The following is a 12,985-nucleotide window of genomic DNA, read 5'->3' as shown; positions in this document are numbered from 1 at the left end:
CACCAATCCCAGATCGTCCAAACGGGGCCCAAGCGGCCCCGTTTCTTTTGCAGCGGCCGCGCTCTGCCTGACCAGGTCCAGGCCCGCCGGCAACTCTTCAAGAGCCCGTCAATCAATTTGAACCGCAGATGAATGCCGGTCTCAGAACCGGTTCAGAGGCATTCCGGCATTTTCTCCCGCATTGAAGGAGAGAGAAATGCTTGCCCGTCGCTTCACCATCGTCTGTTTGCTGATGAGCCTGTTCGGCATGTTCTTCGCCATCCTGGTGGCCGAGGGCGGCCACTCGGTCCGCTTGTGGGAACGGCCCGTGGCTGGGTTCTCGGCTCCGTGAACCAAGTGACGCGCTAAAACGACAAAGTTGAAAATCGACCACGTTGAAAACCGGACACCACCAAAATGAACCGCATCGCTGCCACCCCAACGAAGATACTGAGGCTGCTGCCGCGGGCGACGCTCATCCTCATGCTGCTCGCCGCCCCGGTGCTGGCTGTGCCGATGATGCGCGCCGACACCGGCCACCGGATCGAAGCGCCGGCGAATAAGAACAGGAGCGTCGGCTTTGTGCTGCTGGTCAGCCTGCAGCGCGGGCAAGCTCTATAGAGTGTCGGGCGGCGCGAATGGCTCGTAGCCAGCGCGCCTTAAACACATCCGAAGAAAATCGACGCTGTCGGCTCTCGCGGCCCCGCTTTCCCCTCCCAACCGCTCTTCCAAATCCCTATATTGAGCCATGGAAAAGCGAATCTACCCCCAAGCCATCGAATCGGTCGTCATGCCGGAGCCCTTCGGCAAGCAGGAGTTCCACGACGCCAAAAAGGCCGTCGCGGCGCTGCAGGCGCTCTACGACCGCAACACCAAATTCCTGCGCGACTCCTTCTCGGCCCTTGCCGCCGGCGGCGACGAGAGCAAGCGCTACCGGGCATTCTATCCGCAGATCGGCGTCACCACGACCTCATTCAGCCAGGTCGACTCGCGCCAGGCCTATGGCCATATGCCGACGCCCGGGCATTTCGCCACCACCATCACGCAGCCGCAACTCTTCGAGAATTATCTCATCGAGCAGCTTCGGCTGATCATGCGCAATCACGGGGTGACGGTGACGGTGTCGGAATCGACGACGCCGATCCCGCTGCATTTCGCCTTCCTGGAAGGCACTTATGTCGACGGCGCCGCCGCCGAGCGCATCAAGCGGCCGATCCGCGACCTTTTCGATGTGCCGGATCTCGACGGCACCGACGACCAGATCGCCAACGGTACCTTCGAGGTGGCGTTCGGCGAGCCGCGGCCGCTCGCCCCGTTCACCGCGCAGCGCATCGACTATTCGCTGCACCGCATGACGCATTACACTGCAACCAGCCCCCATCATTTCCAGAACTTCGTGCTGTTCACCAACTACCAGTTCTATATCGACGAGTTCGTGGCGCGCGCCCGCGAGCTGATGGCCAATGGCGACAGCGGCTATGTCGAGTTCGTCGAACCGGGCAATGTCGTGACCAGGAACGGGGCGGCGGCCTCTGAAGGCACGCCGCCGGAGCGCCTGCCGCAGATGCCGGCCTATCATTTGAAGAAGCCCGGCCATGGCGGCATCACCATGGTCAATATCGGCGTCGGCCCGTCCAACGCCAAGACCATCACCGACCATATCGCGGTGCTTCGGCCGCACGCCTGGGTGATGCTCGGCCATTGCGCCGGCCTGCGCAACACGCAGGCGCTGGGCGACTATGTGCTGGCACATGCCTATGTGCGCGAGGACCATGTGCTGGACGACGACCTGCCGGTCTGGGTGCCGATCCCGCCGCTGGCCGAAATCCAGGTGGCGCTGCAGGAAGCGGTCGCCGAAATCACCGGCCTCTCCGGCTACGATCTGAAGCGCATCATGCGCACCGGCACCGTCGCCACGATCGACAACCGCAACTGGGAACTGCGCGACCAGCGCGGACCGGTGCAGCGCCTGTCGCAGTCGCGCGCCATCGCGCTCGACATGGAATCGGCCACTATCGCCGCCAACGGCTTCCGCTTCCGCGTGCCTTACGGAACGCTGCTGTGCGTCTCCGACAAGCCGTTGCATGGCGAATTGAAGCTACCCGGCATGGCGACCGAGTTCTACAAACGGCAGGTGGCGCAGCATCTCACCATCGGCATCAGGGCGATGGAGAAGCTTGCCGAAATGCCAATGGAGCGGCTGCATTCGCGCAAGCTCAGAAGTTTTTCCGAGACGGCGTTCCAGTAATCGATCGCTAATTTTTGACCCGCGAGGCAATTCGTCGTCTTGCCTAAGCCGCAATTTGACCGATAAGCGGTCCAAACGGATGCCTTAGGCGGTCGGAGCAGATGACAAGGGGCGATGCGCGCTTGAGCATGATAGCTCAGCTGACATTCCTGGCGGTGATGGCATGCTCGGCCGCGCTCTTGGCCGGGTTCTTCGGCGCGATGCATCCGGCCTTCGATTCCTTCTCGCATTTCCGCATGCATCTGAGCGCGCTGACGGCGTTGCTGGCGCTGTCGCTGCTTGCCACTTCCTACCGGCTGCAGGCGGTGGCGGCGCTGGTGTTCGCCATGGCCAGCTTCGCCACGACGATGAGCGCGCTGCCCAGACTGTCGACGCAACAGGCGGTCGCGAAGCCGGCCGACCGGATCGTCTACAGCCTGCTGCAGATGAATTTGCGCTTCAACAACCCGACGCCGAAGAAGGTTCTGTCGCTGATCGGACGGACCAATCCGGACGTCATCACGCTCGACGAAGTGTCGGCGATGTGGGCGACCGAGCTTGGCTATATCGCCAGCGCCTACCCCTATCGCATCCTGTGCGACTATCCCAACGGCATATTCGGCGTCGCGCTGCTGTCGCGCCGCCCCTTCGCCGCCGGCACCGCGCCACGTTGCGAGCCGCGCGGCGCGATGGCGACCGCAATGATCGATTTCAACGGCGTTCCCGTCAATGTCGCTGCTATCCACCTGAGCTGGCCATGGCCGAAGGAGCAGTACTGGCAGATTGGTGAACTGTCGGAGTCGCTGGCCGCGCTCGGCGAAACCGCCATCATGGCCGGCGACTGCAACGCCGTTCCGTGGAGTGCCGCGGTGCGGCGGGTGGCGCGGCTCAGTGGCATGACGATGATGCCGTCAGCCGGCCCGACCTGGATCCATCGCAAGCTGCCGGACTTCCTGCGCCGCTACGCCGGCCTGCCGATCGACCAGGTGTTCAGCAAGGGCGGGGTGACGATCCTGTCGTCGGCCCGGCTGGAGGATACCGGCTCCGACCATCTGCCTGTTTTGGTCGATTTCACGCTGCGGCCCGACGCGCCCGAGGACGAGCATAAATCGGCGCTGGCGGCGAATAGCTGGTCTGCCGAGCCACGCGGCTGACACGCCCGCGCTGTCATCCCGGAGGGGAAGCGCAGCCGAGCGCACGGATCGCCCAATCAAGGCTTGATCAAGGCCATGACCAGATGCTCGACATGGCCGCCTTCGCGATGCTCGCTCACATCGAACGCGTTCTGCTTCGCCTCATATTGCGCGTAGACGGCCTCGATGCGGCGCCGTGCTTCGCTTCGCGCCTTGTTGCAGGAGGAGTCGTTGGCGATCTCGAGGCCGGCGACCGACCGCTCGGCTTCGCGCATCATTTGCCTGGCGATGCGGCCATGGGTTTCCTCATGCGCCCGCACGCCGGCGAAGAACCGGCTCCAGCGCTGTCTCAGCACGGGCGTCATCGGCGAAACGACGCGGGGAAAGGTGTAGACCAGGTTCATCGTGCCGCTCGCCTGCCGTACCCGGCAAGAACCGTTGTTCTGGAGCACGACCATGTCCCAATTGGCGGTGTAGGACGTCTGGGCGATGGCATGAGTCATGAAGCCGCGCTTCGGGCCCTTGCGGTTGATGGCCACGATCAGCGCCGCGCCGGAAACGCCGCTGACGTCGTAAGTGCGGGTCTCGACCTGGATCCTGCTGCCGGCCGAGGCAGGCGCACACAATGCGCCGACGGCTACGAGACAAGTCAGAGCCTTCAGCCGCATTGTCCTTCTCCCTATCAACGGAGAGGGAACCACAGCCACGGTTCCGTTTCAACAATATTGGTCGGACCGCATACGTCTATAGAAGTCTTGCGGCCTGACCGGCGCCGCTCACATGCCCTGGTAAACCGGCCCCTCACCGGCTTTGGGTATTGTCGTCGGTCGAGACGGCCCGGCTGGCAGGCGCGGTTCACATGCCTTGATAGACCGGGCCTTCGCCGCCTTGTGGCGGCACCCAGTTGATGTTCTGGTTCGGATCCTTGATGTCGCAGGTCTTGCAGTGGACGCAATTCTGCGCGTTGATGACGAAGCGCACATCCTTGGCCGCCGGATCGGCGGCGGCGTTGCCGTCCTTGTCCACCCATTCATAAACGCCGGCCGGGCAATAGCGGGTCGAGGGACCGGCGAAGACGTCGTGCTCGGAGCGCTGCTGCAACGCCAGATCGCCGACGATCAGGTGGGTCGGTTCGTTTTCCTCATGGTTGGTGTTCGAGAGGAACACCGAGGAGAGCCGGTCGAAGGTCAGGACGCCATCCGGCTTCGGATAGGCGATCTTCTGATGCTTGGACGCGGGCTCGAGCGTGGCGTAATCCGCCTTGCCGTGCTTCAGCGTGCCGAAGGGCGAGAAGACGAACAGCGTGTTCAGCCACATGTCGAGACCGCCGATGGCGACCCCGGCTATGGTGCCGAAGCGCGACCACAGCGGCTTGACGTTGCGCACCTTCTTCAGGTCCTTGCCGATATCGCTGCCGCGCCAGGCTTGCTCATAGGAAGCGAGCTCATCATTGGCCCGACCCGCCGCGATGGCGTCCGCGACTTTTTCCGCCGCCAGCATTCCCGACAGCACCGCATTGTGCGAGCCCTTGATGCGCGGCACGTTGACGAAGCCGGCCGCGCAGCCCATCAACACGCCGCCCGGGAAAGACAGCTTCGGCACCGACTGCCAGCCGCCCTCGGTGATGGCGCGCGCGCCGTAGCCGATGCGCTTGGCGCCCTCGAAGGTGCCTTTGATTGCCGGATGCGTCTTGAACCGCTGGAATTCCTCGAAGGGCGACAGCCAGGGATTCTTGTAGTTCAGGTGGACGACGAAGCCGACCGCCACCTGATTGTCCTCGAGATGGTAGAGGAACGAGCCGCCGCCGGTCTTCATGTCGAGCGGCCAGCCGAAGGAATGCTGGACGAGGCCCGGCTTATGGTTCTCGGGCTTGACCTGCCACAGTTCCTTGAGGCCGATGCCGAACTTGCCCGGCTCGCGGCCGTCGGCAAGCTGGTACTTGGCGATCAGCTGCTTGGCCAGGGAGCCGCGCGCGCCCTCGCCGATCAGCACATATTTGCCCATCAGCGCCATGCCGGGCGCGTAGGCCGGGCCATGCGTGCCGTCCTTCTCGACGCCCATGTCGCCGGTGATGACCCCGGTGACGGCGCCGGCGTCGTTGTAGACCAGGCTTACCGCGGCGAAACCCGGATAGATCTCGACCCCCAGCGCCTCGGCCTTGGTCGCCAGCCAGCGGCAGACATTGCCGAGCGAGACGATGTAATTGCCGTGATTGTTCATCAGCGGCGGCATGAGGAAGTTCGGCAGGCGGAACGAACCGGCCGGGCCGAGCACCAGGAAATGATCGTCCGTCACCGGCGTCTTGAACGGATGATCGCTCTCCTCGCGCCAGCCGGGCAGGAGACGATCGATGCCGATCGGGTCGACGACGGCGCCGGACAGGATGTGCGCGCCGACCTCGCCGCCCTTTTCCAGCACCACGACGGAGAGCTCGGGGTTGAGCTGCTTCAGACGGATCGCGGCGGCAAGGCCGGCGGGACCCGCGCCGACGATCACCACGTCGAATTCCATGCTCTCGCGTTCGATTTCGCTCATCGGCCCCTCACTGGCTCGCCATGTTCTCGCATTCTGCTGGCTCCCGCGCTGCATAGCGCATCAATTCGCGACGCGAAACCGGCGCTGACGTGACAACGCCGATTTCGACAAAAAGTCGCGGTTTTGCATGCGAAACGGGTGATGGCACGGTTTGAGCCAAGCATAGGCCAGAGGCAATCAGTTGGCGGCCCAGCCCGCGGCCGCGTGTTTTTAATTGTTCGACGGCTTGGTTATCGGCAATACTTCACACCATGCGCAGTCCAGGGCCGTCCGGCTTTCCACCGAAGCGCTTACTCTTCACGCCCGGCGCTGTCTGGCGCGCGGTTCTTCCGCTCCTCTTTTTGACCCTGCCGGCCTTTTTGACCTCGCCAGTCCGGGCCGACCCGGTGAAGGTCTGGGCGACCGGCGCCTATTCGTTCTCCGACGAGCTGGGCGGCTTCCGCATCACCGGCGTGTCCGGCATCGGCACCAAGGAAGATCCGCTGGTCATCAAGGAAGAGCTCAACACGGCGACGCCGGTGACGCTGACCATTCGCGCAACCAAGCCGATCGAGCCCTTCGGCAAGGCCGGCGAGGTTGCCAACGGCGTCATGTATATGCGCATCGACGTGCTCAACAACAGCGCGCTGCCCTGGGTGGAGTTCCAGTTCGAGCTGCAGGAGATCCTCGACCAGCCGAGCGTGTTCGGCGATGGCCTGTCCTTCGACCAGCGCAACAAGACGCCCGACAACATCTGGTCGAGCAACTTCGCCGATTTCGATCGCAAGTTCGAACCTTACGACCAGTTGCTCTTCAAGAACGGCAAGGTCGACCCGCTGAAGACGGTGACCTTCGATTTCCTGGTCACCGACTACACGCCGCGCTGGACGTTCTACATCGTGCAGGATCCCAGGATTCCGACAGGCTGATCTCATCGTGGTTGCAAAACCTCGCCGCGCGGACAATGGTGGCGCCATGACTGCCGCCTCCCCCAGCACACCTGCCGAGATCGCCGAGCTGCTCGCCTTCTATGCCAGCGCCGGCGTCGACGACGCGCTCGAGGACGCGCCGATCAACCGCTTCGCGGAGGCCAGGCCGAAACAGGTCGAACGCCCACGTGCCCCGGCCGCCTCAGTCGCTGAAAGCAAGCCTCGCGAGCAGCCGGCGAAGGGACCCGGCATTCAACCGCCCGCTTCAGCGGATCGAGCCGCACCATTGTCCGGCCTTGACGCGAGCCATGTTCCCGACGCGCCGGCGCGGGTGCCGGCGGCCGCCGCTGTTCCCGACGAAGCCCAGGCGGTTGCGGCGCGGCAGCTTGCGGCGCGCGCGACGACGCTCGATGAGCTGCGCCAGCACATGGCCGCCTTCGACGGCTGCAATCTCAAATTCACCGCCAAGAACCTGGTCTTCGCCGACGGCAACCCCAACGCAGACCTGATGCTGGTCGGCGAGGCGCCCGGCCGCGACGAGGACCTGGAGGGCCTGCCCTTTGTCGGCCGCTCCGGCCGGCTGCTCGACCGCATGCTCGCCGCGATCGGCCTCGACCGCAACTCGGCCTATATTGCGAACGTCATCCCGTGGCGGCCGCCGGGCAACCGCACGCCGACGCCGCACGAGACCGAGATCTGCCGGCCGTTCATCGAAAGGCAGATCGAGCTGGTCAACCCGAAGGTGCTGGTCAATCTCGGCGGACCGTCGGCCAAGACCTTGCTCAACACCACCGAAGGCATCCTGCGCCTGCGGGGTAACTGGCGGACGCATACGACGGCATCAGGGATCGCGATTCCGGCGATGCCGACGCTGCACCCGGCTTATCTCTTGCGGACGCCGGCGCACAAGAAGCTTGCGTGGCGGGATTTTCTCGAGGTGAAGGCGAAGTTGAGGGGGTTGGCGACTTCCCCTTCTCCCCTTGTGGGAGAAGGTGTCGCCGAAGGCGACGGATGAGGGGTGTTCCAGGGAATGCCAGCGTCCCGCTCCGCTGGAGCACCCCTCATCCGTCTCGGCGCTTCGCGCCGATCCACCTTCTCCCACAAGGGGGAGAAGGGGGAGCTATAACCTCCCAGGTAATTGAATTGCGCCGCCCGCCGCCCTACTCATCCGTCCATGACAACGTCCGAACCCTCCGCGGGCAGCCTGATCCGCGAATGGCGCACGCGGCGGCGCATGAGCCAGCTTGACCTCGCGATGGAAGCCGACATCTCTCAGCGGCACCTTTCCTTCGTCGAAAGCGGCCGCGCCCAGCCGTCGCGCGACATGGTGCTGCATCTGGCCGAGCAGCTCTCGATCCCGCTCAGGCAGCGCAACCAGCTGCTGCTCGCGGCGGGTTTCGCGCCAAGCTTCAGCGAAAAGTCGCTGACCGACGCAACCCTTGCGCCGGCGATGGCCGCGGTCGAGACCGTGCTCAAGGGCCACGAGCCCTTCCCAGCGCTGGCGGTGGACCGGCACTGGAACCTCGTCTCCGCCAATGCCGCGATCGCCCCGTTCCTTGCCGATATTTCCGAGTCGTCCCTGCTCGCGCCGCCGGTCAATGTGCTGCGGCTCAGCCTGCATCCGGGCGGCGTGGCGCCACGCATCGTCAATCTGGCGGAATGGCGCGTGCATCTGTTGGAGCGTCTCAAGCACCAGAATGACGCGACCGGCGATCCGGCCCTGATCGAACTGGAGCAGGAGCTGCGCGCATATCCGTCCGGCATGAAAAGCAGCCGCCCGGCGCCGGTCGAGCCAAGCGGCATCGTGCATCCGCTCAGGCTCGCGCATGGCGATCAGGTGCTCTCCTTCATCAGCACCATCACCGTCTTCGGCACGCCGCTCGACGTCACCCTGTCGGAGCTGGCAATAGAATCCTTTTTCCCGGCCGACGAGCAGACAAGGACGGTGCTGGTGCGGCTGGCAAAGGAGCGGGCCAACGCTATAGGTGTCTAAGCCTCGGCCGATTTGCCAATCTCGGCAACCCACAGGTCTGCCGGATATTGCCGCAAAAGATGGTGGATATTCTCCTGATCGGTGTACCCAAGCAGCTTCCCCTGCAACCACTCAAATTGCGGGCACCAGCCCCTGTGATGGAGGAAATCGATAAGCAGCCAATAAGCTTCGACTCGCCATTCCTCGCCCTTGAGCGTGTAGAACCAGTAGTCGATATCCACCGCAGCACCGCTCGGCAGGACAATCGTTGTGGTTCTCACATGTTCCGAGAACGTTCCGGCTGCGACGTGTGGCGCGAAGTCCTGGTTGGCCAGCGCATCGGCTTTTTCAAACCCGTCCACCTTCTCGTGAGTGAACACGGCCAACGGTTTAGCGCCGGCGAGCATCATCGCCAGCTCTCGGTTCGTGTGAAGAGTGTAAGGACGCTTTTCGCCATTCATTCGTTCACCCCTGCGGCGGCGTGGCCGTCCTGGTGCGCGTGCGCTCCAGACCCAGCTGGCGCTCGCGCCAGATGATGAAGATGCCGGCGGCGACCACGATCACGCCGCCGATCAGCGTGTTGAGCGAGGTCACGTCGCCGAAGACGAAAAAGCCGACGACGACGCCGAGGATCATCGAGGTGTATTCGAACGGCGCCACGACGGAAGCCTCGGCATGCCGATAGGCCGCGGTCATCAGGATCTGGCCAAGCCCACCGCAGAAGCCGGCGAAAACAAGCAGGGCAGCCTGGATCGGCGTCAGCGCCTGCCAGCCGAAGGGCAGCGTCAGGAGCGAGAGCACCGACGCGGTCGAGGAAAACCACAGCACGATGGTCGCCGTCTTCTCGGTCTGCACGAGATTGCGCACCAGAAGCATGGCGACCGCCGAGATCGCCGCGGCGGTCAAGGCCGCCATAACGCCCAACAGCTCCTGGTCGTCGAGCGCCTCGTCGGAATTGAGCAACGTCAGTTCCGGCCAGGAGATGATCAGCACGCCGATCAGACCGACCGCGACCGCGCTCCAGCGGTAGACGCGGATCGTCTCGCCGAGGAAGACCGAGGAGAACACCACCACCAGCAGCGGCTGGGCGTAGTTTAGCGTGATCGCTTCGGGAAGCGGCAGCCTGGTCAGCGCGAAGAAGCCGAGCCCCATGGCGCCGACGCCGACCAGGCCGCGCGCGATGTGGTTGAACGGCCGTTTCGTGGTGAATGCCGTGGCCAACTCTCCCTTGAAGGCCAGGAAGGCGATGATCGGGAAGATGGCGAAGAAGGAGCGGAAGAAGACGATCTGCCCGGCGGGCACGCCGCCGGCCGCCTTGATACAGGTCTGCATGCCAACGAAGACCGCCACCGAGACGATCTTCAACGTAATGCCGCGCAGCGTGCTGTGGCCGGCGGCGTGATCGACGGTCATCTTGCCTCGTGAGGATGGTTGGAAAACGAAGCCGCAAATGAGGCCTTTGTGCAGTTTTGTCGAGTAGCGGTTTCGTGTAAAGAGCGCGCACCCCAAAATTCTTGGACCAGCAAGCCCCGCTGGCCGTCCGAAATCGACAGGAAAAGCCCAAGGAATGCGCACCGATACCGGCCATGTCTTCAGGCTCGAAGACTATCGCCCCAGCGACTATCTCATCCCGAGGACCAGCCTCGACTTCCGCCTGTCGCCGGACGCAACCCATGTCACCGCGCTGCTCACGATCGAGCGGCGCGAGGGCGTTGCCGCCGGGGCGCCGCTGGTGCTCGACGGCGACGGGCTGACGCTGCTTGGCATTGCCATCGACGGGCATACGCTCACGGCCGGCGAGTATGAGGCGACGCCGGACCGGCTGACGATCCTGAAGCCGCCGGCCGCACAGCGCTTCGAGCTTCGCCTGGAGACGGAGATCGCGCCTTCGCGCAACGAAGCGCTGATGGGCCTCTATCGCTCCAGCAACGTCTATTGCACGCAATGCGAGGCCGAGGGCTTTCGCCGCATCACCTATTTCCTCGACCGTCCCGATATCCTGTCGGTCTACACGGTGCGCATCGAAGCCCCGCACAACGAGGCGCCGCTGCTGCTCTCAAACGGCAATCCTGTCGAGCGTGGTGCGCTCGCCAACGGCCGCCATTATGCGGTCTGGCACGACCCCTTCCCCAAACCCTCCTATCTCTTCGCGCTGGTGGCGGGCGCGCTGGGCAAGGTGGCCGACAGCTTCACCACGATGTCCGGCCGCGAGGTCGAGCTCGGCATCTATGTCGAGCCGGGCAAGGAGCGGCTCGCCGGCTACGCGATGGACGCGCTGAAGCGCTCGATGAAATGGGACGAGGAAGCTTTCGGCCGCGAATACGACCTCGACGTCTTCAACATCGTCGCGGTATCGGACTTCAACATGGGGGCGATGGAGAACAAGGGCCTCAACGTCTTCAACGACAAATACGTGCTGGCCGACGAGGAGACCGCGACGGATGCCGATTTCGCCAATATCGAGGCGATCATCGCGCATGAGTATTTCCACAATTGGACCGGCAACAGAATCACTTGCCGCGACTGGTTCCAGCTCTGCCTGAAGGAAGGGCTGACGGTTTACCGCGACCACGAATTCTCCGCCGACCAGCGCTCGCGGGCGGTGAAGCGCATCGCCGAAGTGCGCACGCTGCGCGCGCACCAGTTCCCGGAGGATCAGGGACCGCTGGCGCATCCGGTCAGGCCGCGCCGCTACCGCGAGATCAACAATTTCTACACGGCGACCGTTTATGAGAAGGGCTCGGAAGTGGTGCGCATGATCCGCACCATCCTCGGGCCGGAAACGTTCCGCGCCGGCATGGATCTCTATTTCGAGCGGCATGACGGCGAGGCCGCGACGATCGAGGATTTCCTGAAAGTGTTCGAGGATGTCTCGGGCCGCGACCTCGCGCAATTCGCGCTCTGGTATCATCAGGCCGGCACGCCGAACCTGACGGTGAGTTCCGCGCATAATGCGGCGGCCAAGGAGTTCACGCTGGAGATCGAGCAGTCGGTGCCGCCGACGCCGTCGGAAAGCCGCAAGCGGCTGATGCATATTCCCCTTGCGTTCGGACTTGTCGGCGCCGACGGCAGGCCTGTCGCCTGGGACGCCGTCGAGGGCGCCACGGTGGATGACGGCGTCATCCATATCCGCAAGCGCCGGCACACGGTGCGCTTCACCGGCGTCGCCGAGCGGCCTTCGGTCTCGCTCAACCGCGGCTTCTCGGCGCCGATCACGCTTTCGGTGCAGCAGAAGGCGGACGACCAGTTCTTCCTCGCGGCGCATGACAGCGACGCCTTCTCGCGCTGGCAGGCGTTCAACACGCTGCTGACCGACGCGCTGATCGCCGCCTTCCGCCAGGTGCTCGGCGGCAGGCAGCCGGCCTTCGCGGCACGGCTGGCCGAGCTTGCCGGCAGGATCGCCGGCGACGAGACGCTGGAGCCGGCCTACCGGGCGCTGGCGCTGGCGCTGCCCGGCGAAGCCGACATCGCCCGCGACATCGGCAAGGGGATCGACCCCGACGCCATCTTTGCCGCGCGCGAGGCGCTGGCGCGGACGGTCGCCGAGGCAAACCGTGATGTCTTCGCAGCGCTCTATGACAGCCTTGCCGACGCTGGTCCGTTCACACCGGACGCGGCAAGCGCTGGACGCAGGGCGCTGCGCAACACCTTGCTCGACTATCTTTCGCTGCTGCCGGAAGGCGCGACGCTGGCCGCAGGACACTTCAATGCCGCCACCAACATGACCGACCGCGCCGCCGCGCTCACCGTGTTGGCGCATCGCCATGCCGGCACCGCCGAAGCCAAGGACGCGCTGGCGGCCTTCGAGGCGCGCTATCGCGGCGACGCGTTGGTGCTCGACAAATGGTTCCAGATCCAGGCCGGCGTGCCCGGCGCGCGGACTGTCGACAAGGTGCGCGACCTCATGCGCCACCCCGCCTTCTCGATCGCCAATCCAAACCGCGTGCGTTCGCTGATCGGCACCTTCTCCAGCGCCAACCAGACCGGCTTCCACCGCGCCGACGGCGAAGGCTATCGCCTGTTCGCCGAGACGGTGCTGGAGGTCGAGAAGCGCAACCCGCAAGTGGCGGCGCGTCTGGCGACGGCGCTCAGGTCCTGGCGCTCGCTGGAGCCCGGACGGCAGGGCAAGGCCAAGCAGGCGCTGCTCGACATGGCGAGGGCCGAGAACCTGTCGGCGGATCTGCGCGATATCGTGGAGCGGACGCTGGCTTGATTAGCGATCTCCCCCCTT

General features: G+C 64.5%; 12 protein-coding genes. 8 read left to right on the top strand and 4 right to left on the bottom strand.

Annotation, left to right across the window (positions count from 1 at the left end; translation table 11 throughout):
• Positions 1-196: 196 nt before the first annotated feature.
• From EN869_RS35450 to EN869_RS02950, 4 genes are all read left to right on the top strand, one after another.
• Positions 197-331: a hypothetical protein gene (locus EN869_RS35450; protein ID WP_281015727.1), complete on the top strand. Its 135-nt coding sequence runs from the start codon at positions 197-199 to the stop codon at positions 329-331.
• A gap of 65 nt (positions 332-396) precedes the next feature.
• Positions 397-600 (top strand): hypothetical protein, encoded by a 204-nt coding sequence (locus EN869_RS02960; RefSeq protein WP_127228555.1) that lies wholly within the window; start codon positions 397-399, stop codon positions 598-600.
• 169 nt (positions 601-769) lie between these two features.
• Entirely contained in the window at positions 770-2,227 is a 1,458-nt protein-coding gene (locus EN869_RS02955; RefSeq protein WP_245489539.1) for an AMP nucleosidase, read from the top strand.
• Between the two features lie 128 nt (positions 2,228-2,355).
• Positions 2,356-3,360: an endonuclease/exonuclease/phosphatase family protein gene (locus tag EN869_RS02950; protein ID WP_167506992.1), complete on the top strand. Its 1,005-nt coding sequence runs from the start codon at positions 2,356-2,358 to the stop codon at positions 3,358-3,360.
• 56 nt (positions 3,361-3,416) lie between these two features.
• Here the strand turns inward: EN869_RS02950 and EN869_RS02945 are convergent, their stop codons facing one another.
• On the bottom strand, positions 3,417-4,007 hold the full coding sequence (locus EN869_RS02945) for a DUF922 domain-containing protein (RefSeq protein WP_127228558.1): 591 nt from the start codon (positions 4,005-4,007) through the stop codon (positions 3,417-3,419).
• Between the two features lie 187 nt (positions 4,008-4,194).
• Positions 4,195-5,874, bottom strand: coding sequence for an electron transfer flavoprotein-ubiquinone oxidoreductase (locus EN869_RS02940; protein WP_127228559.1), 1,680 nt, complete (start codon positions 5,872-5,874; stop codon positions 4,195-4,197).
• Between the two features lie 251 nt (positions 5,875-6,125).
• On the opposite strand from EN869_RS02940, the gene EN869_RS02935 reads away from it, so the two are divergent.
• The 3 genes from EN869_RS02935 to EN869_RS02925 all read left to right on the top strand — a co-directional run bounded on the left by EN869_RS02935 (position 6,126) and on the right by EN869_RS02925 (position 8,775).
• Positions 6,126-6,782 carry a hypothetical protein gene (locus EN869_RS02935; RefSeq protein ID WP_127228560.1) on the top strand — a complete coding sequence of 219 codons (657 nt, stop codon included), beginning with the start codon at positions 6,126-6,128 and terminating at the stop codon, positions 6,780-6,782.
• A gap of 46 nt (positions 6,783-6,828) precedes the next feature.
• Positions 6,829-7,797: a uracil-DNA glycosylase gene (locus tag EN869_RS02930; protein ID WP_127228561.1), complete on the top strand. Its 969-nt coding sequence runs from the start codon at positions 6,829-6,831 to the stop codon at positions 7,795-7,797.
• A 159-nt stretch (positions 7,798-7,956) separates the two neighbouring features.
• Positions 7,957-8,775, top strand: coding sequence for a helix-turn-helix transcriptional regulator (locus tag EN869_RS02925; RefSeq protein WP_127228562.1), 819 nt, complete (start codon positions 7,957-7,959; stop codon positions 8,773-8,775).
• On the opposite strand, the gene EN869_RS02920 is transcribed toward EN869_RS02925, so the two are convergent.
• Both EN869_RS02920 and EN869_RS02915 read right to left on the bottom strand, forming a co-directional pair.
• Positions 8,772-9,215, bottom strand: coding sequence for a hypothetical protein (locus EN869_RS02920; RefSeq protein WP_127228563.1), 444 nt, complete (start codon positions 9,213-9,215; stop codon positions 8,772-8,774). The genes EN869_RS02925 and EN869_RS02920 overlap by 4 nt on opposite strands.
• Positions 9,216-9,219: 4 nt before the next feature.
• Positions 9,220-10,167, bottom strand: coding sequence for a DMT family transporter (locus EN869_RS02915; RefSeq protein ID WP_127228564.1), 948 nt, complete (start codon positions 10,165-10,167; stop codon positions 9,220-9,222).
• Between the two features lie 154 nt (positions 10,168-10,321).
• Here EN869_RS02915 and pepN point away from each other — a divergent pair, with 154 nt between their 5' ends.
• Positions 10,322-12,967 (top strand): aminopeptidase N, encoded by a 2,646-nt coding sequence (gene pepN, locus EN869_RS02910; protein WP_127228565.1) that lies wholly within the window; start codon positions 10,322-10,324, stop codon positions 12,965-12,967.
• Positions 12,968-12,985: the final 18 nt, after the last annotated feature.

The organism is Mesorhizobium sp. M2D.F.Ca.ET.226.01.1.1, from assembly GCF_004022705.2.
Lineage (GTDB): Bacteria > Pseudomonadota > Alphaproteobacteria > Rhizobiales > Rhizobiaceae > Mesorhizobium.
This window is presented reverse-complemented; position numbering and strand designations above follow the sequence as displayed.